General features: G+C 74.9%; 25 protein-coding genes. 9 read left to right on the top strand and 16 right to left on the bottom strand.

The window, feature by feature from the left end; genetic code table 11:
- Window positions 1-69: 69 nt before the first annotated feature.
- From BIV57_RS13210 to BIV57_RS13190, 5 genes are all read right to left on the bottom strand, one after another.
- Entirely contained in the window at window positions 70-696 is a 627-nt protein-coding gene (locus BIV57_RS13210) for an HAD family hydrolase (protein WP_245797640.1), read from the bottom strand.
- Window positions 693-1466, bottom strand: coding sequence for an SDR family NAD(P)-dependent oxidoreductase (locus BIV57_RS13205; protein ID WP_071656967.1), 774 nt, complete (start codon window positions 1464-1466; stop codon window positions 693-695). The genes BIV57_RS13210 and BIV57_RS13205 overlap by 4 nt, the downstream gene beginning before the upstream one ends.
- 126 nt (window positions 1467-1592) lie before the next feature.
- Window positions 1593-3125 (bottom strand): PTS transporter subunit EIIC, encoded by a 1533-nt coding sequence (locus BIV57_RS13200; protein ID WP_079170285.1) that lies wholly within the window; start codon window positions 3123-3125, stop codon window positions 1593-1595.
- Between the two features lie 57 nt (window positions 3126-3182).
- Window positions 3183-4121, bottom strand: a complete 939-nt coding sequence (gene murQ / locus BIV57_RS13195) for an N-acetylmuramic acid 6-phosphate etherase (protein WP_071656966.1) — start codon at window positions 4119-4121, stop codon at window positions 3183-3185.
- Window positions 4122-4171: 50 nt separating this feature from the next.
- The gene (locus tag BIV57_RS13190) at window positions 4172-5116 is read right to left on the bottom strand and encodes a MurR/RpiR family transcriptional regulator (RefSeq protein WP_071656965.1); all 945 of its coding nucleotides are present in this window, start codon (window positions 5114-5116) and stop codon (window positions 4172-4174) included.
- An 88-nt stretch (window positions 5117-5204) separates the two neighbouring features.
- Here BIV57_RS13190 and BIV57_RS13185 point away from each other — a divergent pair, with 88 nt between their 5' ends.
- Together BIV57_RS13185 and BIV57_RS13180 are read left to right on the top strand one after the other, a co-directional pair.
- Window positions 5205-5597 carry a hypothetical protein gene (locus BIV57_RS13185; protein WP_071656964.1) on the top strand — a complete coding sequence of 131 codons (393 nt, stop codon included), beginning with the start codon at window positions 5205-5207 and terminating at the stop codon, window positions 5595-5597.
- 48 nt (window positions 5598-5645) lie between these two features.
- Window positions 5646-6329, top strand: coding sequence for a copper homeostasis protein CutC (locus tag BIV57_RS13180; protein ID WP_071656963.1), 684 nt, complete (start codon window positions 5646-5648; stop codon window positions 6327-6329).
- Between the two features lie 84 nt (window positions 6330-6413).
- Here the strand turns inward: BIV57_RS13180 and BIV57_RS13175 are convergent, their stop codons facing one another.
- The gene (locus BIV57_RS13175) at window positions 6414-8462 is read right to left on the bottom strand and encodes a HelD family protein (protein WP_071656962.1); all 2049 of its coding nucleotides are present in this window, start codon (window positions 8460-8462) and stop codon (window positions 6414-6416) included.
- A gap of 173 nt (window positions 8463-8635) precedes the next feature.
- Complete coding sequence (locus BIV57_RS13170; protein WP_071656961.1) at window positions 8636-10285, bottom strand: DNA repair helicase XPB; 1650 nt, start codon at window positions 10283-10285, stop codon at window positions 8636-8638.
- 193 nt (window positions 10286-10478) lie between these two features.
- Here BIV57_RS13170 and BIV57_RS13165 point away from each other — a divergent pair, with 193 nt between their 5' ends.
- From BIV57_RS13165 to BIV57_RS26425, 3 genes are all read left to right on the top strand, one after another.
- Window positions 10479-11852: an AAA family ATPase gene (locus BIV57_RS13165; RefSeq protein ID WP_071656960.1), complete on the top strand. Its 1374-nt coding sequence runs from the start codon at window positions 10479-10481 to the stop codon at window positions 11850-11852.
- Entirely contained in the window at window positions 11845-12444 is a 600-nt protein-coding gene (locus BIV57_RS13160; RefSeq protein WP_245797637.1) for an RloB family protein, read from the top strand. The genes BIV57_RS13165 and BIV57_RS13160 overlap by 8 nt, the downstream gene beginning before the upstream one ends.
- Before the next feature lie 172 nt (window positions 12445-12616).
- The gene (locus tag BIV57_RS26425) at window positions 12617-12748 is read left to right on the top strand and encodes a hypothetical protein (protein WP_265736992.1); all 132 of its coding nucleotides are present in this window, start codon (window positions 12617-12619) and stop codon (window positions 12746-12748) included.
- Window positions 12749-12888: 140 nt separating this feature from the next.
- Here BIV57_RS26425 and BIV57_RS13155 read toward each other — a convergent pair whose 3' ends face one another.
- Window positions 12889-13464, bottom strand: a complete 576-nt coding sequence (locus tag BIV57_RS13155) for a CGNR zinc finger domain-containing protein (protein WP_071656958.1) — start codon at window positions 13462-13464, stop codon at window positions 12889-12891.
- Window positions 13461-15977 carry a helicase C-terminal domain-containing protein gene (locus BIV57_RS13150; protein WP_071656957.1) on the bottom strand — a complete coding sequence of 839 codons (2517 nt, stop codon included), beginning with the start codon at window positions 15975-15977 and terminating at the stop codon, window positions 13461-13463. The genes BIV57_RS13155 and BIV57_RS13150 overlap by 4 nt, the downstream gene beginning before the upstream one ends.
- 196 nt (window positions 15978-16173) lie before the next feature.
- Between BIV57_RS13150 and BIV57_RS13145 the strand changes: the two genes are divergently transcribed.
- On the top strand, window positions 16174-17172 hold the full coding sequence (locus BIV57_RS13145; RefSeq protein ID WP_071656956.1) for an HAAS signaling domain-containing protein: 999 nt from the start codon (window positions 16174-16176) through the stop codon (window positions 17170-17172).
- A gap of 15 nt (window positions 17173-17187) precedes the next feature.
- Here BIV57_RS13145 and BIV57_RS13140 read toward each other — a convergent pair whose 3' ends face one another.
- The 3 genes from BIV57_RS13140 to BIV57_RS13130 are packed head-to-tail and all read right to left on the bottom strand — an operon-like array spanning window position 17188 to window position 20125.
- Entirely contained in the window at window positions 17188-17979 is a 792-nt protein-coding gene (locus BIV57_RS13140) for an ABC transporter ATP-binding protein (protein WP_071656955.1), read from the bottom strand.
- Complete coding sequence (locus BIV57_RS13135; RefSeq protein WP_419185706.1) at window positions 17976-19067, bottom strand: FecCD family ABC transporter permease; 1092 nt, start codon at window positions 19065-19067, stop codon at window positions 17976-17978. Before BIV57_RS13135 ends, BIV57_RS13140 begins: the two co-directional genes overlap by 4 nt.
- Complete coding sequence (locus tag BIV57_RS13130) at window positions 19064-20125, bottom strand: FecCD family ABC transporter permease (protein ID WP_071656953.1); 1062 nt, start codon at window positions 20123-20125, stop codon at window positions 19064-19066. Before BIV57_RS13130 ends, BIV57_RS13135 begins: the two co-directional genes overlap by 4 nt.
- Before the next feature lie 154 nt (window positions 20126-20279).
- Here BIV57_RS13130 and BIV57_RS13125 point away from each other — a divergent pair, with 154 nt between their 5' ends.
- The gene (locus tag BIV57_RS13125) at window positions 20280-20894 is read left to right on the top strand and encodes an HAD family hydrolase (RefSeq protein ID WP_071656952.1); all 615 of its coding nucleotides are present in this window, start codon (window positions 20280-20282) and stop codon (window positions 20892-20894) included.
- Here BIV57_RS13125 and BIV57_RS13120 read toward each other — a convergent pair.
- Window positions 20878-21171: a hypothetical protein gene (locus BIV57_RS13120; RefSeq protein ID WP_245797635.1), complete on the bottom strand. Its 294-nt coding sequence runs from the start codon at window positions 21169-21171 to the stop codon at window positions 20878-20880. The two genes, BIV57_RS13125 and BIV57_RS13120, sit on opposite strands and share 17 nt — an antisense overlap.
- A 142-nt stretch (window positions 21172-21313) precedes the next feature.
- Here BIV57_RS13120 and BIV57_RS26565 point away from each other — a divergent pair, with 142 nt between their 5' ends.
- A complete protein-coding gene (locus BIV57_RS26565) occupies window positions 21314-21697 on the top strand; it encodes a cold-shock protein (RefSeq protein ID WP_071656950.1) in 384 nt (127 codons plus the stop codon).
- Window positions 21698-21704: 7 nt separating this feature from the next.
- On the opposite strand, the gene BIV57_RS13110 is transcribed toward BIV57_RS26565, so the two are convergent.
- The 3 genes from BIV57_RS13110 to BIV57_RS13100 all read right to left on the bottom strand — a co-directional run bounded on the left by BIV57_RS13110 (window position 21705) and on the right by BIV57_RS13100 (window position 23810).
- On the bottom strand, window positions 21705-22589 hold the full coding sequence (locus BIV57_RS13110) for a 1,4-dihydroxy-6-naphtoate synthase (protein ID WP_071656949.1): 885 nt from the start codon (window positions 22587-22589) through the stop codon (window positions 21705-21707).
- A gap of 79 nt (window positions 22590-22668) precedes the next feature.
- Window positions 22669-23337 carry a futalosine hydrolase gene (locus BIV57_RS13105; protein ID WP_071656948.1) on the bottom strand — a complete coding sequence of 223 codons (669 nt, stop codon included), beginning with the start codon at window positions 23335-23337 and terminating at the stop codon, window positions 22669-22671.
- An 11-nt stretch (window positions 23338-23348) separates the two neighbouring features.
- Window positions 23349-23810 (bottom strand): hypothetical protein, encoded by a 462-nt coding sequence (locus BIV57_RS13100; protein WP_071656947.1) that lies wholly within the window; start codon window positions 23808-23810, stop codon window positions 23349-23351.
- Between the two features lie 382 nt (window positions 23811-24192).
- Between BIV57_RS13100 and BIV57_RS13095 the strand changes: the two genes are divergently transcribed.
- On the top strand, window positions 24193-25038 hold the full coding sequence (locus tag BIV57_RS13095) for a DUF3027 domain-containing protein (protein ID WP_079170291.1): 846 nt from the start codon (window positions 24193-24195) through the stop codon (window positions 25036-25038).
- Window positions 25039-25136 lie beyond the last annotated feature (98 nt).

Here is a 25136-nt window from a genome sequence, read left to right as displayed (position 1 = left end):
GCGCGCCGGTTTCACGACCGGCCGCACCGCCCCTTCCGCGTCCGCGCGGCGCCGGGTTCGGGCGGCCGGTCAGGCGGACGCGAGGTCGAACCCGACGAGCGTGTCCCGCAGGGTGACGCGCTCGCCCGCGGCGATGCTGCCGGCGACGCTCGGCACCGCCACGACGCGGCATCCCGCCGCGACCGCGGCCGTCACACCGGTGAGCGTGTCCTCCACGGCGAGGCAGTCCTCCGCGGCCACCCCCAGCTCGGCCGCCGCCTTCAGATACGGATCCGGCGCCGGCTTGCCCGCGCCCGCCTCCGCCCCCGCGACCATCACCGCGAAGCGCCACGCGCCCAGCGCCGCCCCCACCACATGCTCGGCGAGGTGCCGCTCGGACGCCGTCACCAGGGCGATCGGCACCCCCAACGCCCGCGCCGCGTCCAGCAGTTCCAGCGCGCCCGGGCGGACGGAGACGCCCTCCGCGCGCACCCGCGCGGTGAACGCCGCGTCCAGCGCCGCCTCCGTCACCGCCGCCGGGTCCGCGCCCAGCGCCGTCAGCGCCTCCGACGCCTCGGGAAAGCCCATCCCGGCCAGCGACTCCACCGCGGCCTGCGGCGTCCCCTCCGGCAGCAGCGCCGCGCCGACGGCCAGCCACTGCCGCTCGGTGCCGACCAGCGTGCCGTCCATGTCGCACAGCAGCGCGGCCGGGATCACTCGGTGATCCGCAGGACCTTGTGCGCCGCCGCCTGCGCCCGGGGCCGCACCACCAGCAGGTCGATGTTGACGTGCGGCGGACGGGTCACCGCCCAGGCGACGGTCTCCGCGACGTCCTCCGACGTCAGCGGGTCCGGCACGCCCGCGTAGACCTTCGCGGCGGCGGTCTCGTCGCCGCGGAAGCGGGTCACCGCGAAGCCCTCGGACTGCACCATCCCGGGGGCGATCTCCACCACCCGGACGGGCTCGCCCAGCAGCTCCAGCCGGAGCGTCCCGGCCATCGAGTGCTCGGCGTGCTTGGCCGCGACATAGCCGCCGCCGCCCTCGTAGGGGACCAGCCCGGCGACCGAGGAGAGGATGACGACCACGCCGTCGCCGGAGGCGATCAGACGGGGCATCAGGACCTGGGTGACGTGCAGCGTGCCGAGGACGTTCACCTCGTACATCGTCCGCCAGTCCTCGGGGTCGCCGGCGGCCACCGTCTCGGTGCCGATCGCGCCGCCGGCGTTGTTCACCAGAACGGACAAGCTGCTGGAGGCGCCGAACTCCTCCGCGAACCAGGCGCCGAAGGCGTCCACCGCGGGGCGGTCGGTGACGTCCAGGGTGCGGGCCGTGCCGCCGATCTCCTTGGCGAGCGCCTCCAGCCGGTCCAGCCGGCGGGCCGTCACCACCACGTGGTACCCGGCCGCGGCGAGCGCGCGGGCGGTCGCCGCCCCGATCCCCCCGCTGGCCCCGGTGACGACCGCGGTCTTCCTCTCAACATCACTCATGGGGCTCACATTAAACGCCCCGGCATCCCCTCGGCCCGGAGGGCCGGGCGGGATGCCGGGACGTGGGCGGCGCACCGTGCGCCGCGACGGCCGCGGGCTGGGCGCGGGCCAGGCGCCAGGCGCGGGCTAGGCGTCGACCGCGGCCCGCTCCGGCGCCGCTATGGCCGGCTCCTCGTCGGCCTCGCCGGCCCCCTCGCCGGGCGTCGCAGCCGGAGCGTTCAGCTCCGCCAGCATGGCCTTGCTGAAGCCGAAGAAGTACGTCGCCGCGAAGCCCGCCGCGTACCCCACCAGCAGCCCGATCCCGTAGATCGCGGCCGCCGGTCCGATCCCGCGGCTGCCGTCCAGCAGCGGGAACAGCGCCCAGCCCGACGGGCCGATCGCCGTCGAGCCGACCGTCGTGCCCAGCTGGCTCAGCAGGCCGACGAACCCGCCGCCCAGCGCGCCGCCCGCGCAGGCGGTGACGAACGGGCGGCCCAGCGGCAGCGAGACGCCGTAGATCAGCGGCTCGCCGACGCCCAGGAAGCCGGCCGGCAGCGCCGAGCGGATCGTCCTGCGGATCGACGCGTTGTTCTTCAGCCGCAGGTAGATGGCGACCGCCGCGCCCACCTGGCCGGCGCCGGCCATCGCCAGGATGGGCAGCAGCACGGTGTAGCCCTGCTGCTCGATGAGCGTGGTGTGGATGGGGATCAGCGCCTGGTGCAGCCCCAGCATCACCAGCGGCAGGAAGAGCCCGCCGAGGATCAGCCCGGCCGCCGCGCCGGCGTGCGCGAGCAGCCAGCCGGCGCCGTGCCCGATGCCGGTGGAGATCTGCCCGGCGACGTACATCAGGACGAAGAGCGTCACCAGGCCGGAGACCAGCACCGCGAGCGTCGGGGTGACCAGCACGTCGATCGCCTCGGGGACCACCCGCCGCAGCCACTTCTCCAGGGAGGCGCAGAGCACGGCCGCGCCGAGCGCGCCGATGACGCCGCCCTGTCCCGGGCTCAGCTTCTCGCCGAAGGCGGAGATGTCGGCGACCCCGGCGTAGACCACGATCGCGCCGACGGCGCCGCCCAGGATGGGCGTCCCCCCGAACTCCTTGGCCGCGTTGTAGCCGACGAACACCGCGATGAGGCTCATGAAGCCGCCGCTGATGGCGCCGAGCGCGGGCTGGATGGCGGGCAGCCAGTGCAGGTTGGTGATCAGCCCGTTGACGCCGGCGACGATGCCGCACGCGATCAGCGCGGGGATCAGCGGCACGAAGATGTTGGCGATGCGCCGCAGGAAGAGCTTGAACGGGGTGGCGTTCCGCTGCTTCTGACGGGCCCTGATCGCGGCGCCCTCGGCGGCCAGTCGGGCCGCGGCGTCGTCGCCCGCGGTCCCGGTCCCGGTCCCGGTCCCGGTTCCGGCCGCCGGCGCGGCCGCACGCCGCTCCTCGATCAGCGTGCCGAAGGCGTCGGCGACCCTGGTGACGGCGCCCGGCCCCAGGATGATCTGGTAGGTGTCGTCGTCGACCGTGCCGAGGACGCTGCCGTGGTCCTTGATCTGCTGGTCCCGGACCCGCGCGGGGTCGGCGATGCCCAGCCGCAGCCGGGTCATGCAGTTGGCGACGGAGGTGACGTTCTCCGGGCCGCCGACGAGGTCGAGCAGATCGGCCGCGGTCTGGCTGTACTTGTCCATGGTGGTGCTCAGTTCAGTGCGTCGTTGCAGAGAGGGTGGGGACGTGCCGGAGGTGCTTCAGGAGGCGCCGCGGGCCGCTTCGAGGGCGGTGCGCAGATGGCCGTCCGACTCGAGAAGGAGGCGGGCGGCGGTCTCTCCGTCGACATCCCCGAGGATCACGAGGATGGCGTTCTTGACCTCGCCGCCGGTGGCGGCGAGGGCGCTTTCGATGGCCGCGTCGTCCGCGCCGGTGGCGAGGGCGACGATGCGGCGGGAGCGGGCCTGCAGCTTCTTGTTCGACGACCGCACGTCGACCATCAGGTTCCCGTAGGTCTTGCCGAGCCGGATCATCGTGACCGTCGAGATCATGTTGAGGACCAGCTTCTGCGAGGTGCCGGCCTTCAGCCGGGTCGAGCCGCTGACCAGCTCGGGGCCGGTGACGACCTCGATGGCGTGCTCGGCGGCGGCGCCCAGCGCGGAGCCGGCGTTGCAGGCGAAGCCGACCGTCAGCGCGCCCTTGGCGCGGGCGTGCCGGACGGCGCCGATGGCGTAGGGGGTGCGGCCGGAGGCCGAGATGCCGATGACGGTGTCGTCCGCGGTGAGGCCGAGCGCGTCCAGGTCGGCGGCCGCGGCGGCGGCGTCGTCCTCGGCGCCCTCGACCGCGTCGGTCATGGCGCTGCGGCCGCCCGCGATGAGGCCGACGACCTGGCCGGGCGCGGTGTTGAAGGTGGGCGGGCACTCGCTGGCGTCGAGGACGCCGATCCGGCCGGCGGTGCCGGCGCCGGCGTAGACGAGCCGTCCGCCGCGCCCCATCCGGGCGGCGATGCCGTCGATGGCGGCGGCGATGGCGGGGATCTGCTCGGCGACGGCGGCGGGGACGGCGGCGTCCTCGGCGTTCATCCGGCGGGCGATCTCCTCGGTGGGCAGCCGGTCGATGTCGGCGAGGTCGGGGCGGACGGCCTCGGTGGTCAGCGTCTCCAGCTGCGCGCGCAGTTCGGCGTACGGGGCGGTGCTCATGGCGGGCGGCTCAATCTCTCGGGGTGCGGGTGCGGGCGTCTCTTCGGGGTTCAACGGCGGGTGCCGCCCTCGTCCAGGGCGGTGCGGTGGCGCGGCGCGAGCGCCTCGTAGGAGGCGGCGAGGCCGCGCCGGGCGGTCTCGTAGGTGCGCTGTGCGACGCCGATGAACAGGCAGTCGATGACGAGCAGTTGGCTGGTGCGGCTGCTCATCGCGGCGGGGCGCAGGTCGCTCTCCTGCCCGGCGGCGGTGGCCAGCACGTGGTCGGCGTACTGGGTGAGCGGCCCGTCGGGGCGGGAGGTGACGGCGACGGTGGTGGCGCCGTTGTGGAAGGCCAGTTGGAGCGGCTCGACGACGTCGACGGTGCCGCCGGAGTGCGAGACGCCTATGGCCACGTCGCCGGGGCGCAGCTGGACGGCGTCCGTCATGGCCTGGTGCATCTCGCCGTGGGCGTGGGCGACGAGGCCGATGCGGAGCAGCTTCTGGGCGAGGTCCTCGGCGACCAGGGCGGAGGCGCCGATGCCGAAGGCGACGATGCGGCGGGCGTCGACCATGGCGGCGACGACGGCCTCCAGTTGGGCGGGGTCGAGTCCGGCGGCGGTGTCGGCGAGGACCTGCTGCTCGTCGTGGGCGAGCTTGGCGACGACCTGGGGGAGCGGGTCGTCGAGGGCGATGCCGGCCATCACCTCGGGGCCGGCGTCGGTCTCCTGGCGGGCGGCGAGCGCGGCGAGGGCGAGGCGCAGGTCGCGGTAGCCGGGGTAGCCGAGGCGGCGCGCGGTGCGCACCACGGTGGCCTCGCTGGTGTCGGTGCGGTGCGCCAGCTCGGTGACGGTGAGCCGGGAGCAGCCGGCGGGGTCCTCGGCGACGGTCTCGGCGATGCGCTGCATGGAGCGCGTCATGGAGGGGAGCAGGGCGCGGACCTTGGCGCGCAGCGCGTCGGCGGAGGTGGCCCGGGGCATGGGTCCTTCGCTGAAGTTTTCTTTCTTCGGTGCGGCCATACTGTGAAGATAATTTTCTGAGGTGGGACGTCGCAAGTACTTTGGTCATCTCGTCGATGTGATCTGTGTGAGGGGTGAGGCTGGGGTTATGGAGAACAACGAGGAGCGCGGGGATCTGGAAGGGGTGCTGCACGCGGCGCGGGCGCTGGTGCATGCGGACCTGGAGGCGACCGGGGTGTGCGAGGCGCCGGTGGTCTCCCTGCTGGAGGAGGCGGTCCGGCATCGCCGCTGGTGGGTGGAGCAGTGGCCGCAGGGCGCGGAGTTCCTCGCCGGTCTGGTGGCGCAGGACATGCAGGACGCCCTGCTGGAGCGGTACGGGCGCTGGCCGGTGTGCCCGCTGCACGCGGAGGACGGCGGGGCGGCGGATCTGCATCCGCTGTCGGTGGAGCCCGAGTTGGGTCCGGACCCGCGGTGGGTGTGCGGGACGACGGGCCGCGAGGTGGCCGCGGTGGGCTCGCTGGCGGACGCGGACGTGCGGTGAGGCGGGTTGCGGCGGGGGCGGGGCCCGTTCGTATGGCACGCTAAGCAGGTGTCTAGACCAATTCTGTTCGAGGTCATTGCGACCGGTGCGGACGACGCCCGGGCCGCGGTCGCCGGCGGCGCGGACCGGCTGGAGATCGTCCGCGACATGGCGGCCGACGGGCTCACCCCGGACCCGGCCGGGTTCGCGGAGATCCGCGCCGCGGTGGACGTCCCGCTGCGGGTGATGCTGCGCGCGGAGGACTCCTTCGCGGCGGGCGGCCCGGAGGGCGTGGACGCGCTGCGGGACGCGGCGGCGGCGCTGCGGCGCGAGGGCGCGGAGGAGTTCGTGCTGGGCTTCCTCACCCCGGACGGCGAGGTCGACGTCGACGCCGTGAAGGGCGTCGTCGACGCGCTGGAGGGCTGCCGGTGGACGTTCCACCGCGCGGTCGACCGGGTGCGCGACCGGGACGCGGCGCGGGAGGCCCTGGCGGGCCTGCCCGGGCTGGACACGTTCCTGACGGCGGGTTCGGCGGACGGTGTGCCGGCGGGCATGCCCGTGCTGGAGCGGGAGGCGGGCCGGGGAGGGCCGCGCCTGCTGGTCGGCGGCGGGCTGAAGCTGGAGCACGTGCCCGGGCTGAAGGGGTTCGGCGTCGACGCCTTCCATGTCGGCTCGGCGGTGCGCGGCGGCTCGTGGGCGGCGCCGGTGGACGCGGCCAAGGTGGAGGTCTGGCGCACCGCCCTGGACGGCTGACGCGCGGCCGCGCGGTGCCGTGTCCGCCGGCCCGCCGCCCCGGCACCCCACCCGGGGCGGAGGGGCGGCGAAGAGGGACCGCCGTCAGGCGGCGAGCTCCTCGGGCAGCGGCACCGAGTGGACCACCGTCAGGCCCGAGACGGCACGCGTCAGCACCACGTACAGCCGGCGCAAGCCGGTCCGCCGGTCCGGCTCGCCCTCGACGATCAACGACGGCTCGTCGACCACCACATGGTCGTACTCCAGACCCTTCGCCAGCGACGCGGGCAGCAGCGTCACCCGCCGCTCCTGCGTCGTCTCCGCCCCCGGGTCGTCCAGGAACGCGACCCCCGCCGCCTCCAGCGCGGACCGCACCTGCGCCATCCGCGCGTCCGCGACGATCACCCCCACCGACCCCTCGTGCCGCAGGGCGCCCCGCACCGCGGCGGCGACGTCGCCGTCCTCGCGCCGCGTCAGCGACCCCAGCGCCTCGCGGACGGACGACGCCGGCGCCAGCCCCTCCGCGATGTGCGGCAGCAGCCGCGACGCGTAGTCGATGATCTCCTTCGGCACCCGGAAGCCCGCGGTCAGCTCCTCCACCGCCGCGCCCTTCTTGCCCAGATGGAGGAGCGCCTCCTCCCACGAGCCCGTCGCCCACGGCGTCGTGCCCTGCGCGATGTCGCCGAGCACCGTCGCAGACCCCGTCGAGCAGCGCCGGCCCACCGCGCGGTACTGCATGGGGGAGAGGTCCTGCGCCTCGTCGAGCACCACATGGCCGAGGCTGCCCGTGCGCTCCACCAGGTCCAGCGCCTCGTCGACCAGGACCAGGTCGGCCGCCGTCCACGGCGCGGTCTTCACCCCGCGGGCCGGCTTCGCCCAGCGCACCGCCGCCTGCTCGTCCTCCGTCAGCAGGCCGTCCGCCGCCGCCGCGAGGAACTCCGCGTCGGAGAGCAGCCGCAGCACCAGCTTCGCCGGGTCGACCGCCGGCCACACCGCCTTCACCACGGCCTTGACCGGCGCCGAGCGGGCCACCGCGTTCTGCACCCGGTCGTCCGGCGCCTCGCCGGCCAGCTCCATCCGGGTCAGCACCGCGTGCGCGATGCGCTGCGGGAGCGCGTCGCGGGCCGCGCCGTAGCGCATCTCGCGCTCCAGCAGCTGATCGACCAGCTCCTGCAGTTCGTGCTGCGGGACGCGCCAGCGCCGCGAGCCGCGCACCAAAACCAGCGACTCCTCCACCCGGCCGACGTGGCTGCGGACCGCGCCGCGCAGCACCTCGGCCATCCGGGCGTCGCCCTTGAGGCCGGCGGCGCGCGCGGTGTCGGTGCCGCGCACCGCCAACCCGGTCTGCTTGCCCACGAGTTCGCCGACCGTCGCCTGCGCGACGTCCAGCTCGCCGAGCGAGGGCAGCACCTGCTCGATGTAGTGCAGGAAGGAGTCGTTGGGGCCGACGACCAGCGTGCCGGTGCGCTTCAGCCGCTCGCGGTGGGAGTAGAGCAGGTAGGCGACGCGGTGCAGGCCCACCGCGGTCTTCCCGGTGCCAGGGGCGCCCTGGACGCAGAGCGTGTCGCCGATGTCCATACGGACGATGACGTCCTGCTCGGGCTGGATGGTGGCGACGATGTCGCGCATCGGGCCGACGCGGGGCTTCTCGATCTCGGCGGCGAGCAGCCTGGAGGCGGTGGCGGCCTCGGCCGGGTCGGTGAGGTGCTCGTCCTCGTAGGCCGTCAGCTCGCCCCGCTCGTAGCCGAACCGGCGGCGCAGCGCGACGTCCAGCGGCTCGGTGCGGCTGGCCCGGTAGAACGGCTGGGAGACGGGGGCGCGCCAGTCCAGCACCATCGGCTCGCCGCCGGCGTCGTGGACGTGGCGGCGGCCGATGTAGTAGCGCTCGGGGCCGTCGTCCTCGCCGGCCGGGGCGCCGCCCGGCGGGTGCAGGTAGTCGACGCGGCCGAAGAACAGCGGGAGTTCGGCGAGGTCGGCGAGGGTCTTGATGCGGTCGCGGACCTCGCCGCGGACCACCTCGGCGCTGACCCAGGAGGCGGCGATGTCGGTGAGGTCGAGGTTCTCGAAGTCCTTGCGCATGGCGCGCAGGGCGGCCCGGCTCTCCCGCAGGTGGGCGCGTTCGAGTTCGAGCGGGTCGTCGGTGGTGGGGCGCACTTCGTCAGCCTCCGCGTGGGCGTTGGGGTGGTGCGTGAACGCGGTGAAGAACGCCGAGCCGGTTTCCGTCCGGCCGGCGCCCTGCGGAGGCGGTGCGTTCGCAGGGCGGAACGCACCACGTTACGGGCCCTTGGCCCGCCCGTCCAACCTTTAAACCCGGTGCGGCGGCCCGGTCAGTCGCGGCCGGCGAGCAGGTCGTCGGCGTCCACGATGCGGTAGGCGTAGCCCTGTTCGGCCAGGAAGCGCTGCCGGTGGGCGGCGAAGTCCTGGTCGACGGTGTCGCGGGCGACCACCGAGTAGAAGCGGGCGACGCGGCCGTCCGACTTCGGGCGCAGCACCCGGCCGAGGCGCTGGGCCTCCTCCTGGCGGGAGCCGAAGGTGCCGGAGACCTGGATGGCGACGGCCGCCTCGGGCAGGTCGATGGAGAAGTTGGCGACCTTGCTGACCACCAGCACGTTCAGCTCGCCGGTGCGGAACCGGTCGAAGAGCTTCTCGCGCTGGGCGTTGCTGGTCTCGCCCTTGATGACGGGCGCGTCGAGGTCGGCGCCGAGCTCGTCCAGCTGGTCGATGTACTGGCCGATGACCAGCACCTGTTCGCCCTTGTGGCGGGCGACCAGCGCCTCGGCGACGTTGCGCTTGGTGGCGGTGGTGGAGCAGTAGCGATACTTCTCCTCCTGCTCGGCTGTGGCGTAGGTGAGCCGCTCGGAGTCGGTGAGCGAGACCCGCACCTCGACGCAGTCGGCGGGGGCGATGTAGCCCTGCGCCTCGATCTCCTTCCAGGGAGCGTCGAACCGCTTGGGGCCGATGAGGGAGAAGACGTCGGACTCGCGGCCGTCCTCGCGCACCAGTGTGGCGGTGAGGCCGAGGCGGCGGCGGGCCTGGAGGTCGGCGGTGAACTTGAAGACGGGCGCGGGCAGCAGGTGCACCTCGTCGTAGATGATCAGGCCCCAGTCGCGGGAGTCGAAGACCTCCAGGTGCGGGTAGACGCCCTTCCGCTTGGTCGTCATCACCTGGTAGGTGGCGATGGTGACGGGGCGGATCTCCTTCTTCGTCCCGCTGTACTCGCCGATCTCCTCCTCGGTCAGCGAGGTGCGCCGGACCAGCTCGTGCTTCCACTGGCGGGCCGAGACGGTGTTGGTGACCAGGATCAGGGTGGTGGCCTTGGCGCGGGCCATGGCGGCCGCGCCGACGAGCGTCTTGCCGGCGCCGCAGGGCAGCACCACGACGCCGGAGCCGCCGTGCCAGAAGCCCTCGGCGGCCTGCTCCTGGTAGGGGCGCAGCTGCCAGCTGTCCTGGTCGAGCTCGATGGGGTGGGCCTCGCCGTCGACGTAGCCGGCGAGGTCCTCGGCGGGCCAGCCGAGCTTCACCAGCTGCTGCTTGATCTGGCCGCGCTCGGAGGGGTGGACGGCGACGGTGTCCGGGTCGATCCGGGTGCCGACCAGCGGGGCGATGCGCTTGCTGCGCAGCACCTCCTCCAGCACGGGCCGGTCGGTGGTGGTCAGGACGAGGCCGTGGGCGGGGTCCTTGCTGAGCGTCAGCCGGCCGTAGCGGTCCATCGTCTCGGCGACGTCGACGAGCAGGGCCTGCGGCACGGGGTAGCGGGAGTGCGTGACCAGGGCGTCGACGACCTGCTCGGCGTCGTGCCCGGCGGCGCGCGCGTTCCACAGGCCGAGCGGCGTCACCCGGTAGGTGTGGATGTGCTCGGGCGCCCGCTCCAGCTCGGCGAACGGCGCGATCGCGCGCCGGCACGCCTCGGAGTCGGGGTGGTCGACCTCCAGCAGCAGCGTCTTGTCGGACTGGACGATCAGGGGACCGTTGGGCACGGCGGTTGTCCTCTCGACGCGGGGCTGGAGGCGGGGGCGACCCTCCAGTGTGCCTCATCCGGCGAGGCGGCCGGAGTTTGCTCCCACGATCGGCTGAAGTTCACCTCGCATGCCGCCAAGAACTGGCTATCGTCGTAGTACGACGAGATGCTGCCTCTAACGACAACAACGACCGCATCGTCAGGGGGTCGCCATGCTTCTTCGCTTCCAGGTGACCAATCACGCCTCCATTCGCGATGAACAGGAGCTGTCGCTCATCGCGGGGGACGACCGAGGGGCTCGCGCGCAGAGGCCCGTGCCCGGCGCGGCGTCACTGAAAGCTGTCCCAGTCGCCGCCATCTACGGTTCCAACGCATCGGGGAAGTCCAATCTGGTGGACGCGATGAGCTGGATGCGCCGGGCTGTACTCGACTCGTTTCGCCGCTGGGATCCGTCCGGCGGAGTGCCCCGCAGGCCATTCCGCCTGCGTCCGGATCCCCAAACCCACCCCAGCACCTACGAACTCGACTTCGTTGTCGACGGCATCCGCTACGAGTTCGGATTCACCGTCGACGACGCCTGCGTCCTGGAGGAGTGGCTGGCGTGCTTCCCCGAGGGCAAGAGGCGCGCGCTGTACACCCGAACCGGCAGCGATCCTGCTTCGCTCTCCTTCGGGCGTTCGCTGACCGGACGTCGCAAGACCATCTCGGATCTCCTCCGACCCAACAGCCTCTACCTGTCTGTGGCTGCCGCACAGAACCACGAGCTCCTCGGCCGCCTTCACCGATGGTTCCGGAACGGAATGCGCACGGCGACCGATGGCAACTTCGCTGCCCGGCTCGACTACACCGTCGGGCTCCTGCGCCGCCGAGACACCGGAAGCTCCACCTTGGTGGACCTGCTTCGGTTCGCCGACCTCGGAGTCGAGCATCTTGAGTTCAGCCGGCACGACGAGAAGTATCTGGCGGAGTACAAGCGGGTCACGACGGCGCTCAGCGAGGCGCTCGGACGTCCGGTCAAGAACGACGGGCCCGAGTATCGGGTCACTGTCCAACATCGAACCGAGGAAGGCGTGTTCGATCTGGAGCTGAACGAGGAGTCCAGCGGAACGCGCACCTGGATCGGTATGCTCGGACCGGTCCTGGGGGCGTTGGCGGCCGGCAGCGTCCTGGCCGTGGACGAACTCGACGCTCGCCTTCACCCGTATCTCGCCGACGCCCTTGTGGGCATGTTCCAGAACGCGGATCTCAATAGGCACGGCGCGCAACTGGTGTTCACGACCCATGAGGCGTCCCTGCTCGGGCCTCATGCGCGCACCGAGTTGTCCCGGGACCAGGTCTGGTTCACCGAGAAGCCGTTGGAGACGCTGGCAACCCGGCTGTTTCCGATCACGGACTTCTACGTCCGCGACTCGCCGGACTCTCGGGACAACCTTGAGAGGCGCTATCTCTCGGGTCGCTACGGAGCGTTGCCGCATCTCGACGACGAACTGCTACGGCGGGTCGCTGCGGATACCGCGGAAGGAGGTGCGGGTGAGGCGGGGGAAGCCGTTGGGACGGAGGTCGGCGAGACGGCCGGAGTTGCGTAGGATCCTGATCTACTGCGAGGGGGAGTGTACTGAGCGCCAGTATCTGCTGGGTCTGCGCGCCGACCTGAGGGGGCTTCCGGTCAAGGTTGAGATCGGTCCCCGCCATGGCGTGCCGACAGAACTGGTTCGCGCGGCGACCAAGCACCAGATGCGTGCCGCGCACTGCCGCGAGGACCGGTTCACTCCGTACGACGAGGTGTGGTGCGTCATGGACGTCGAGGCACCGAGCGCTCATCCGGACCTCGCCGACGCGCTGCGTGAGGCGCGCGCCGCCGGGCTCAGCGTCGCGCTCAGCAACCCGTGCTTCGAGCTGTGGTTGCTGCTGCACTTCCAGGAGGTGCGTGGATATCGCACGTCAGAAGCGGCGCAGAAGCTCCTCGAGACGCATGCCGGGTGCGGCTATCGCGCGGATCGCAAGTGTGTCGACTACGAGGTGCTGCGCCCCCTTCACCCCGTCGCAGCCCGCCGGGCTGCGGACCTGCGCGGCGCTGCCCCGCTCAGCCCGGAGGCGCCTCGCGATGTCAACCCTTGGACCGATGTCGATGTGCTCGTCAACGGGTTGCTGGCCCAGCGGCGAGAGGCGCGCCGCTGATACGGCTGAGTGCCGCTGCGGGAGAAACTGTCGGCACGGCGGGGACGGAGTGGCGGATTTGCCTGCAACAGGCGGAGAACGACAACCCCGCGGCCTGGAGGGGGAGTTCGGGATGGATCGGTTGCGGCGGTCGTTCCGAGTGGCGCCGGCGGCGGAGGGTGATAGTCGGAGGGTGCGGGGCCGGTCGCTGGTCGCCCGCACGGTCGTCCGCGACACCGGCGGCTCCGACACCAAGCAGTGGTTCGGCAAGGACATCGTGGTGATGGGCGGCGACCACTGGGCCGCAGGGCTCACCGACACCTGAGCCCGCCGCACCGGCTGCTGATCGCCACCACGTACCTGTCGTTCCTGCTCCGCGGCGAGTACCCGGACAAGTCCGGCGCCCTGCTGGCCCTCGCCGGCCCCGCCGAGGACCTCTGCCGAATGCTGCGCTGACGGCGCGCTTCAGCGCGGGGCGCGGTAGCGGCGCATCTTCGCGCGGGCGCCGCAGACGTCCATCGAGCACCAGGTGGAGCGCGCGCCGTGGGAGCGGTCGTAGAAGGCCCAGCCGCAGCGCGGGCCGGGGCAGGCCTTCAGGCGCGGCCAGTCGCCGGAGGCCTGCGCCCGGTGCACCGCGCCCAGCAGCACCGCGGCCACCGCCCGGGAGCCCGGCGCGGACGCCGCCTCCGGGTGCACCGCGCCGTCCGCGTCGATCCGCCAGCGCAGCGGCCCCGCCGCGGCGCTGAGCACCTCGGCGGCCTCCCCGGCGGGTCCGCCGCCCGGGGTGTGGGCGAGCAGCAGCGCGCGCAGCGCCTCGCGGACCCGGACGAGGCGGGCCAGCTCGGCGGGCCGGACGGGCCCGCCGCCGCCCAGTCCCTTGGCGTGCAGCCAGCCGGCGGCGTCCTCGGCGAGCAGGTCGATCCCGTGCTCGGCGTCGAGGGTGTTCACGAAGTCCTGCACCAGGCGCAGCGGTTGGGGCGCGGGAGCGCGCCCGCCCGGCTGCGGGAGGTCGAACGGCCCGGGCCGCCCGCGGCCGGTCATGCCGGGTCCCGCTCGGCGGCGCCGGTCATCCGGTGCAGCGCGAACGACCGCACCGCGTCGGTGAGATGGTCGTACGCCTCCACCCAGCCGCCCTCCACCCGGGCCGGCTCGATGACGCGGCGGGTGGCCCGGCCCTCCTGGGAGACGTAGCCGATCAGCACCTGACCGCCGGTCAGCGCGGCGGCCTGAAGGGTGGCAAGGATGTCGGCGGCGGGCGTGCGGGGCACGGGCGCGTCCGGATCGGCCGCGGCGGCGGTGCCGTCCGGTGCCGCGCCGGCCGCCTCCTCGCCGGCCCGCACCGCGCGGACGGCCGCGGCCAGCAGCGCCGCGTCGGGCGCGGGCGGCCCCTCGTGGACGGGCTCCGGCGGGCGGCGCGGGCCGGTGCGGCGGGCGTCCCGCCGGGCGACGACCACCTCCCCGGCGGCGGACTCGGCGGCCGGGGCGTAGCCCAGCTCGCGCAGCCGCGCGACCAGGGTGTCCGGCGCGGCCTGCGCGGCCAGGACGGTGGGCGCCAGGCGGCGCAGCCCGAGGCCGGCGGTGCGCCGGTCGGCGAGCAGCTCGCTGAGCACGGCGTCGTCGTCGCAGCGCAGGTACGCCCCGGCGGTGCCGACGCGCAGCAGCCCGTGGCGGCGGGCCACGTCGTCCACCAGGTAGGCGAGCGGCTGCGGGACGGGGGTGGCGGAGTGCCCGGCGAGGAAGGCCTGGATGTCGGCGGCGGTGAGCCCGGCGTCGAGGCCGCGGCGCACCGACGCGGGGGTGAAGCGGTAGACGGTGGCGCCGCCCTTGGACTCGATGTCGGCGAGCACGCCCATCCGCCGCCCCACCTCGGGCACCAGCGGCCCGGGCGCCACCGCGGTGAGGTCCGCCTGCAGCAGCACCTCCCGCACCGGCTCCGGCAGCAGCGGCTCCAGCTCCACGGCGGCCATGGCGGCCGCGGCGGCGGCTGCGGTCGCGCCGCGCGCGGCGGCCTCCGGCGCCGGGGCCTCGTCCGGGGCGGGCGGGGGGACCAGGACGCGGGCGTAGCAGGCGAGCGCGGCGCGGCCGGTGACGCCGAGCAGCCCGGCCTCGGCGACCGCCCAGCCGGCGAGCTCGTCCATGGCCGCGGTGTCGCCGCCGCCGCGCAGCGGGCGCCGCCACCGCAGCCGGGCCGCGAGCGCGCCCGCCGCGGGGGCCGACCCCGGCGGCAGCGCCGCCAGTTCGCGCAGCACCGCCCCGCGCACCTCGGGCGCCGCCGCGCGGTTGAGCCCGTCGCCGAGCACGTTCAGCACCCGGCCCTTGGCGTCCCGACGTCCCGTCAGCCCCGGCACCCGGGTGCCGGAGAGCCAGGCGCCGACCAGCCGCGCCCACCGCTCGGCGGCCGGCAGGCCCAGCCACTCGTCGTAGGCGGGGGTCGGCAGGAACACCTCGCCCAGCTCGTCGTCCTCCCCGAAGGAGGCGAACAGACCCGCCGCGTACGCCAGTTCCAGCCAGAACGCGGCCTGCTCGTCCGGCACCTCCAGCACAACCGCGGCGCGCCGCAGCTCGCGCACGCCCATGCCGCCGGAGCGCAGCACCGGCGGGCCGCCCGCGTCCCACGGCTCCAGCAGCTCCTCGACGAGCCGCACCGCGGTGAGCGCCTCGCCGGCCGCCGCCGCGTCCACGGTCGCCGCGCCGCGGTCGGCGGCCTCCACCGGCGGCGGCGACGGCTCCAGTTCGCGGTGCACGCGTCCGCCGCGCAGCGCCAGCGCCACCTCGCGGGGCAGCACCACGGTGTCCGCGCCGGCCGGCAGCAGCAGCCCGCGGGCGAGCAGCCACTCCACCCCGGTCCGCGCCTCGGCGGCGCGCACCGGGCGGGCGGCGTCCCGCACCTGGCCGGTCGGCGGGCCCCACACCAGCTCGCCCAGCGCGCCGCGCGCCGACTCCGGCGCGTTCGCCAGCAGCGCCTCCAGCCGCGGGCCGTCCGCGAAGTGCGCGGCCAGCGCGGCCGCCGCCGAGACGCCGTCGCCCGTGCCGGGCAGGCCCGCGTCGGCGAGGATCTCCTGCAGCCGGGACGGCTGCACCAGCGCCGAGCAGTCCGCCAGCGAGGGGCCCAGCCCGGCCGTCGCCAGCCGGCCCTGCTGGGCGGGGGCCGCCGCGGGCGAGGGCCCGAGCAGATCGCGGGCGGTGCGCACCAGATGGAGCTCCGAGCCGTTCGCCGCCCCCCACAGCAGCGCCCGCTCCCGCAGCCGCTCCACCGCCGCCGGCACCGCGCCGCGCGGCGCCCCCGGCAGCAGCGCCTCCACCGCGCGGCGCGGCGCCCCGTCCGGGGCCACCGCCACCGCCTCGGCGACCTGCAGCGTGAACCGGTCGAGCCGCTCCAGCGCGCGCAGCACCGAGGCCCGGGTGCCGGCGCGCGTCGCCAGCTGGGTGAGGTCGCCGGGGACCGGCGCGAGCAGATCCGGGCGGGCGCGCAGCAGCGCGCCCAGCGCCTCGTCGCCGCGCTGCCGCAGCGCTTCGGCCAGCGTGCGGGGGAGAGGGGTCCGCCGGTTGCTCATCCGGCCCACGTTAGCGGACGGGTGTCGGCGACCGGGCCCGCGCGGCGCTCGCCGCGGCGGAGGTCACAGTGCGCGCCGCCCGGTGTCCGGGCACGTCCGGCGCGGCTGGTGCCGCGCCAACGCCCCGCTGGGTAGCCTGAGTTCGACAGCTCGGCCGGACGGCGCCGAGTACCGGGTACCGGGGAGTGGGTCGCCGATGGGCATCGAGGGCGAGCGCCTGGTCTACGACTACCTCAGCCAGGTCGGCGACGCCGCGCAGCGCGAGATGTCGCCGGGGGAGCGCGTCGAGCTGGTCGCGCGGGTCCGCGAGGACCTCAACGCGCGGATCGGCGACGGCGGCAGCCCGACGACCGTGCGGCGCGCGCTGGCGCGGATGGGCACCCCGGAGGACGTGGTCGCCAAGGCCCGCGACGCGGGCGGCGGCACCGGCCGGCGGGACGCGGAGCGGTCCGCCCGCCGCCGCGCGGAGGCCGCGGCCGCGCCGCCGCCCCCGCCGCGCGAGCCCGAGGACCGGCGGGCGCCGGCCGCGCCCGTCGCGGAGGACGGCACCCCGGTGATCGTCGACCCGGCGGTCGGCGACGGCCGCGAGTTCGGCGACGACCACCTGGTCGGCGAGGGCGGCCGGGTCCGGTTCGACAAGCGGTCGGCGGGCGCGCCGCTGCTGATGGTCCGCGACGAGGACCTCGACGACGACGAGGACGACGAGGAGGAGGACGAGGGCGGCGCGGGAGGGCAGGCGCGGGACGCGAAGCCCGCCGCCGCCTCCGCCGTACGCGAGCGCGAGCCCCGCTCCGGCCCCCCGCCGCTGGTCGGCGCCGTCGGCTCGCTGATCGTCCAGCTGGTCCGGCACCCGCGCGAACTCCTCGGCATCGCCCTGCTGCTGGCCGGCCCCGTCTCCGGCTTCTGGCCGCTGCTGCTGGCGGGCTGGGCGCTGCTCTACTTCGCGCCCCGGCTGCGGCCGGTGGAGCGGATGACGGCGTCGGTGCTGATCCCCGGCCTGGTGCTGGCCGGCGGCGCGGTATGGCTGTGGGCGCGGCGGACGGGCCGGATGGGCGCGCCCCCGCTGGGCAAGCACGACGTGGTGAAGGCGCTGGAGCACATGCTGCCGGTGCTCGGCTGGACGGGCGCGATCGTCACCTCGCTCTTCCTGTGCTGGCGGCTGATGCGCCGCCGCGCCGCCCGCGGCGAGGAGTAGCCGGGGTCAGCGGGGTCAGCGGGAGTCCCACGGGCGGCCGGGGACGATCAGCGGGGTCCCGGTCACCGGGTCCTCGATGACCACGGCCCGCAGCCCGAAGACCTCCTCCACCAGCTCGGCGGTGACGACGTCCGCCGGCGCGCCCTCGGCGACGATCCGCCCGCCGCGCATCGCCACCAGGTGGTCGGCGTAGCGGGCGGCCTGGTTGAGGTCGTGCAGCACGGCGACGACCGTCCGCCCCTGGTCGCGGTTGAGCTGCCGCACCAGGTCCAGCACCTCCACCTGGTGCGCGACGTCCAGGTAGGTCGTCGGCTCGTCGAGGAGCAGCAGGTCGGTGCCCTGGGCGAGGGCCATCGCGATCCAGACGCGCTGCCGCTGGCCGCCGGAGAGCTCGTCGACGGAGCGCTCGGCGAGCTCGGCGGTGGAGGTGCGGGCCAGCGCCTCGAGGACGGCCCGCTCGTCCTCCTCCGACCACTGCCGCCACCAGGTCTGGTGCGGCTGGCGGCCGCGTCCCACCAGGTCGGCGACGGTGATGCCCTCGGGGGCGATCGGCGTCTGCGGCAGCAGCCCGATCTCCCGGGCCACCTCCTTGGTGGGCGTGCGGGCGATGTCGCGGCCGTCCAGCAGCACCTGCCCGGCCTCGGGCCGCAGCAGCCGGCCGAGCGCCCGCAGCAGCGTCGACTTGCCGCACGCGTTGGGGCCGATGATGACGGTGACGCGGCCGTCCGGGACGTCCAGGTCGAGGCCCTCGACGACCGTTCGGGACTCGTAGCCCAGGGTCACGCCGCGGGCGGTGAGGCGGGTCATGAACGGCCTCCGGTGCGGGAGCGGGCGAGCAGCCACAGCATGTACGGGGCGCCGACGACGGCAGTCAGCACCCCGACCGGCAGCTCGGTCGGGGAGAGCAGCACGCGGGCCAGGATGTCGGCGACGGTGACGATCACCGCGCCGGCCAGCCCCGCGCAGACCAGCGGCAGCTGGGAGGTGCGGGTGAGGCGGCGGGCCAGCTGCGGGGCGACCAGCGCGACGAAGGAGATCGGCCCGGCGGCCCCGGCGGCGACCGAGGCGAGCACCACGCCGATGGCGATCAGCCCCAGCCGGGAGCGGTCCAGGCGGGTGCCGAGGCCGGTGGCGGTGGCGTCGTCCAGGGCGACGGCGCGCTGCGCGCGGGCCGCCCAGACCAGCGGGACGAGGCAGGCGGCCAGCGCGATGACGGGCGGCCAGGCGGAGGACCAGGTGGTGCCGTTGAGGCTGCCGGTGATCCACACCTTGGCCTGCTGGGCCTGGAGGGCGTCGCCCTTGGTGAGGAAGAGGTGGACGACGGACTGCAGGGCGAGGCTGATGCCGATGCCGATCAGCACGAACCGCTGGGCGTGCAGGCCGCGGCGCCAGGCCAGGCCGTAGACGAGCGCGGTGGCGGCGATGCCGCCGCCGATGGCGACGAACGGCATGGCGGCGGCGGAGGCGACGCCGAGGACCGTGCACACCACGGTCGCGGCGGCGGCGCCCTGGGTGACGCCGATGATGTCGGGGCTGGCGAGGGGGTTGCGGGCGACGGTCTGCACGGTGGCGCCGGAGAGGCCGAGGCAGACGCCGACGAGCAGGCCGACGGTGGCGCGGGGCAGCCGGAGCACCTCGACGGTGAACGCGTCCGGGGAGTCGCCGCCGGTGAGGGCGGCGAGGACGGAGGAGGGCGGGGTGAAGCGGTCGCCGACGCAGAGCGCGAGCAGGAAGCCCGCCGCCAGGACGAGGAGCAGCGCCACCGCGACGAGGACGCTCCGGCGGTGCATCAGGAACGACGCGCGCCCGGCGCGCAGCACCGCGTACCGGTTGGCCGCCCCTCCGCCCCGGCGCCCCACCCGCCCCCGGGTGACGGGTCCGTCCGTACTGCTCACGACGCGATCACCTTCCGGCCGCGGACGAGCGCCACCAGGACCGGCACGCCCATCAGCGCGGTCATCACCCCGGCGGGCACCTCCGAGGGCGGGAACAGCACCCTCCCGATGACGTCGGAGACGACCAGCATCGCCGGCCCCAGCAGCGCCGCCATCGCCAGGACCCAGCGGTGCCCCGTCCCCACCAGGCGCCGCGCCGCATGCGGAACCACCAGCCCCACGAAGGCGATCGGCCCCGCCGCCGCCACCGCGGAGCCGGTCAGCACCGTCGCCCCCAGCGCGCCCACGCCCCGCACCAGCGCCACGTTCTGGCCCAGCCCGCGTGCCGCGTCCTCGCCGAGGGCCAGCGCGTCCAGCCCGCGGGCCACCGCGAACACCAGCACCAGCCCGACCCCCAGGAACGGCAGCACCTGGAGGGCCACGTCCCAGCCGCGCCCGCCGAGCGAGCCGACCAGCCAGAAGCGGTACTCGTCCAGCGCCTGCGCCTGCGTCGACATCACGCCGGAGATGACGGAGCCGAGCAGCGCCGCGAACGCCGCCCCGGAGAGCGCGAGTTTGACCGGCGTCGACCCGCCCGGCCCCGCCGAGGCGACCGCGTAGACGCAGATCGCGGCGATCAGCGCCCCCGCGAAGCCGAACCAGACGTAGCCGGTGAGCGAGTGGACGTCGAAGAGCACGATCGCGCAGACCACCCCGCCCGCCGCGCCGTTGGAGATGCCCAGCACGCCGGGTTCGGCGATGGGGTTGCGGGTGATGCCCTGCATCACGGCCCCGGCGACGCCCAGCGAGGCGCCGACCACGAGGCCGACGATGGTGCGCGGCAGCCGCTGGGTGCGCACCACCAGGGCGTCGTTGGAGCTGCCGCCGTGCAGGATCGCGTCGATCACATGGGACGGCGGGATCGCGCGCGCCCCGACGGCGAGGCTCAGCAGCGTCACCAGCGCCAGCAGCACGACCGCGGCGAGCACCCACAGCAGCCGGCGGCGGGTTGCCCGGGGGCGGGACGGCGCGGGTGCCGCGGACGCGCCGCCGGGGGCGGCGAGCGCGGGTGCGGACATGACGCTCCGTCACTTCCTGTGCAGTGGTCGAATGGGGCCTGCTTAGGCTTGCCTAAGTCAAACCCGTGCCATTGTGCCATCCGCCGCGGGCGGTGCCCACCGTGCCCCGTCCCGGCCCCGGCCCCCTCGCGATCACTCGCGTACGGTGGGGCGCATGTCCCTCACCGTCGGCTTCGACCTCGACATGACGCTGATCGATTCGCGCCCCGGCATCAAGGCCACCTGGGACGCGCTCTCCGCGGAGACCGGCGTCCACGTCGACAGCGACCTCGCCGTCACCCGGCTCGGCCCGCCGCTGACCGAGGAGCTGGCGGAGTGGTTCCCCGCGACGCGGATCGACGAGGCGGGCGACCTGTACCGCTCCCTCTACCCGGACCACGCCATCGACCCGACGCTGCCGATGCGCGGCGCCCGCGCGGCGATGGACGCGGTGCACGCGCACGGCGGCCGGGTGATCGTGGTCACCGCCAAGCACACCCCCAACGCCCGGATGCACGTGGAGCACCTCAACCTGCCGGCCGACGAGGTGATCGGCCGGCTGTGGGCGGAGCAGAAGGGCGAGGCGCTGCGCGAGGCGGACGCCGCGATCTACGTCGGCGACCACCTCGGCGACATCAAGGGCGCCCGGACGGCGGGCGCGGTGAGCGTCGCCGTCGCCACCGGCCCGATCCCCGCGGACGAGCTGCGGGCGGCCGGCGCGGACGTCGTCCTCGACGATCTGACGGCCTTTCCGGCCTGGTTGGACGCCTGGGTCAGCGCTCGGCGCTGAGCTTCGCCGCGATCCGCCGCTTCTGCGCGAGCGCCGACGTCAGCAGCCCGATCAGGGCGAGGGCCATGCCGAGCGGCATCACCATCGACACCAGGTAGGCCGCGGTCGGCAGCGGGTGGGAGTGGATCAGGAACGGCACGACGGTCGCGATGGTGGCGACCGCGCCGACCAGGAAGAGCACGGCGCCGATCCGCACCAGCAGATCGCCGGGCCGGCGGGCGTCCGGGTGGTCCGCGTCGGGTCGCGCGGAAGGCCGGGTGGGGGCAGTAGAACTCACCGACCCAGGGTAGGACCCTGCCGGGCGTGCGCCGCAAATGCGCTCTCCCTTCGGGGGTGATCCCGCTTACTCTTGATGCGGCACCACGCCCACCCGCCCTGCTGCTCCTTCCTGCTCCTTCGACGAGGACAAGAGGTCACCCGTGCCCACCGGCAAGGTCAAGTGGTTCAACCCCGACAAGGGCTTCGGCTTCCTGTCGCGCGACGAGGGCGGCGACGTGTTCGTGCACGCCTCGGCGCTGCCCGACGGGGTGACGGCGCTGAAGCCCGGCCAGCGGGTGGAGTTCGGTGTCGCCGCGGGCCACCGCGGCGAGCAGGCGCTCTCCGTCAAGCTGCTCGACCCGGCCCCCTCGGTGGCCGCGGCGCAGCGGCGGCGGCCGGACGAACTGCTGCCGATAGTGCAGGACCTCACCACCTGGCTGGAGCAGGTCTCCCGCTCCCTGCAGCGCGGCCGCTACCCGGACCGCGCAGACGGCCACAAGATCGCCAGCGTGCTGCGCGCCGTCGCCGACCAGCTGGACGTGTGACGGAGGGTCAGCCGGCGGGGTCGAGCCGCTCCCTCGGCACGGGCGGCACCAGCCCCTCCGCCGCCGCCCGGGTCAGCAGCCCGCGGACGGCGGCGTAGCCGTCCTCGCCGAGGTCCGCGGTGAACTCGTTGACGTAGAGCCCGATGTGGCGGTCCGCCACCCCCGGGTCCATCTCCTGCGCGTGCTCCAGCACATAGGCCCGGGAGTCCTCCGGGCGGTCCCAGGCGTGGCGGACGCTGGCCCGGATGGAGTCGGTGATCCGGCCGAGCGCCTCCGCGCCCAGGCTGCGCCGCGCCACGATCGCGCCCAGCGGGATGGGCAGGCCGGTGGTGGCCTCCCAGTGCTCGCCCATGTCGGCGAGGCAGCTGAGCCCGTGGTCGCGGTAGGTGAACCGGGCCTCGTGGATGACGAGTCCGGCGTCCACCTTGCCCGCCGCCACCGCCGGCATGATCTCGTCGAACGGCATCACGGTGATCGACCCGACGCCGCCCGGCACCTCCGCCGCCGCCCAGAGCCGGAAGAGCAGGTACGCCGTGGAGCGCTCGCTCGGCACGGCCACCGTCCGCCCGGTGAGCGCCGACGGCGCCACCGCCACGGACGCGCCCGCGTCGCGGACCAGGACCAGCGGGCCGCAGCCGCGGCCCAGCGCGCCGCCGGTCGGCAGCAGCGCGTACTCGTCGAGGATCCACGGCAGCTGGGCGTAGGAGAGCTTGATGACGTCCAGCTCGCCGCGCTCGGCCTGGCCGTTGGTGACGTCGATGTCCGCATAGGAGAGGTCGACCGCCGGCGCGCCGGGGACGAGCCCGTGCGTCCAGGCGTGGAAGACGAAGGTGTCGTTCGGGCACGGCGAGTGCACCAGCGTCAGCGGCTCGGTCCGCGGCTCGGTGGTCATGGGGGCTCCTCCTGCTCCGGTTGCTGCTCCGGTTGCTGCTCCGGTTCCTGCTGTGGTCCTGCTCGGCCCGGCAGCTCTGTCAGGGCGTCAACATCGGCGCCAGCCGTGCGCATCCCCGGCGCAGCGCCTCCAGCGCCTCCTTGATGCGCCAGGCGCCGCGGTCGCGCGGGCCGACGGCGTTGGAGACCGCGCGGATCTCCAGCACCGGGACGCCGAAGAGCGCGGCGGCCTCGGCGACGCCGAAGCCCTCCATCGCCTCGGCGAGGGCCGCGGGGTGACGGCGGGTCAGCTCCGCCGCGGTGGCGGCGCTGCCGGTCGCCGTGGTGACGGTGAGCACCGTCCCGGTGAGCGCGCCCGCGCCCAGCAGGTCCGCCGCCTCGGCGACCGCGTCGGCCGGCGGGAGGCGGCGGCCGGTGCCGAAGCCCAGCGCGTCGACGGGGAGGAAGCCGCCCGGCTCCTGCGGCGCCTCCGCGCCCAGGTCGGCGGCGACGATCGCGTCCGCCACGACCAGGTCGCCGATCCGGGCTCGCGGCGCGAAGCCGCCGCCGATGCCGGCGCAGAGCAGCAGGCGGGGCAGCCGCCCCGCGGCGGCCTCCTCGGCGAGCAGCTTCGCGGTGCCCGCGGCGGCGCCGGCCGGGCCGACGCCGACGGCGTGCACCCGGGCGCCGTCCGGCAGGCCGCCGAGGACGGCCGCGCGCTCCGCCTCCACGGCGGTCACGACCAGGGCGGGGGCTGCGGCGCTGCTCATCGGACGGGCCGTCAGGAGTCCCTGAGCTGCAGCCGGAAGTTCCACATGCCGTGGATGGACTGGCCGTCGGGGCTCTGCACGATCTTCACGTCCACGGTCTTGGACTGCTGGCCCTGGCTGTCGGTGAACAGGCTCGCGGAGTCGAGCGTGCGGTAGGTCAGCCTGGTCGTCCCGGTCTGGCGCTGCCCGACGAGGATGAACCAGCCCTTCTTGGCGATCGAGGTGTCGACGCCGAAGCGGACCTTGTTGCCGTCGACCACCGTCAGCTTCTGCACATCCTTGCTGGCGCAGCTCTGCAGCTCGGACGCGGGCAGCGCGTCGCCGCCGTGGTAGCAGGCGGCCTCGGAGTGCGCGGTGGCCGTGTTGCTGCCGACGGTTGCGACCGGCGTCGGCTTCGTCATCCCGCACGCGGACAGGGCGGCGAGGGACAGGGCGGCGGCGCCCAGTACGGTGGCGCGGCGGCGAATCGTCATGATCCGAAGACTAGCGTCCGGCACCTCGCCGACCGACGCCGGGTCGGGTGGCGGCGCGGCGGACGGCGCCCCTTCGACAGGGTTCGACAGGGCCGTTGGAAGGGCGTCGGGCGGGCCCCGTGGTCAGCGGGTGCCGTTATCGCGCACAATGGGAGCGCCCCTGCACGACATGGTGCCCTGCGCCGCTCGATCGGCGCGGTCCCGCAGGCGGCCGCATCGCCCGCTCCGCCGGCTGCCGCGATACCCGCGGCGCTGCCCGGTGCGTCGCGCGGTGCCGAGGCCGCCGCACCGAATGTCTTCCGTGGACGTGCGGCGGGCCGAACGGGCAGTGAGGTCCACCGTGCAGCCAGGGTAGGAGAGAATCGATTCCGTGAGCGCCGCGATGCGAAGCCGTACCCCCGACCGTCTCTGCTTGGAGGCCGTCGGGCTCGCCCGTGCCGCCGCCGAGGACCTCGCCGGTGCGGGTGCCGTCGGCGAGCATGTCGACGCGCGGCCGGAGGACACCGACCGCGTCGTCACCCACTACTTCGCCTGCAAGGAGCCCGCGTACCGCGGCTGGTGCTGGGCCGTGACGGTGGCGCGCGCGTCGCGCTCCAAGGCCGTCACGGTCGACGAGGTCACCCTGCTGCCGAGCACCGACGCGCTGCTGGCGCCCGAGTGGGTGCCGTGGAACGAGCGGCTGCAGCCGGGCGACATGGGCCCGGGCGACCTGCTGCCGGTGGACGCGGACGACCCGCGCCTGGAGCCCGGGTACACCGCGGCGGACGAGCCGATCGAACGTCCCCGTAGGCCGGTTGACGAACTGTCCACTCTTTCGGGTGAGGTTACGGCCGAGGCCGAGGACGACCTTGACGCGGTGGGCGCGGACATCCACGGCCGCGGCCAGATCGCCGACGTCGCGGTGGAGCTGGGCCTGGACCGCCCGCGGGTGCCGTCCCGCTTCGGCCTGGACACCTCGGCCGACCGCTGGGACGAGGCCTTCGGCGCCGCGACGGCGATGGCGCAGGCGGCCCCCGCGAAGTGCTTGAGCTGCGGCTTCCTGATGCGCATCGGCGGGCGACTGGGCCAGGCGTTCGGCATCTGCAGCAACGAGGCGACCACGTCCGACGGCCGCATGGTCTCCCTCGCCTACGGCTGCGGCGGCCACTCCGAGGCGGCCGTCATGCCCGCCCCGCCCAAGCCGCCCCCGCCCGTCATGGACGAGTGGCAGATCGAGATCGACCAGTAGGCGGCCCGCCCCCCGCCCCGGCACTCCACCCGTCCGCGGGCCACTCGGTCCGCTGCCACCGAACGGACCCCGGGCGGGGTGCCGGGGCGGAGCGGCGG

Origin of the sequence: Mangrovactinospora gilvigrisea, from assembly GCF_001879105.1 — a bacterium.
Taxonomy (GTDB): domain Bacteria; phylum Actinomycetota; class Actinomycetes; order Streptomycetales; family Streptomycetaceae; genus Mangrovactinospora; species Mangrovactinospora gilvigrisea.
Note: the sequence above shows the minus strand (reverse complement) of the source record. Positions and strands in the feature narration are given on the sequence as shown.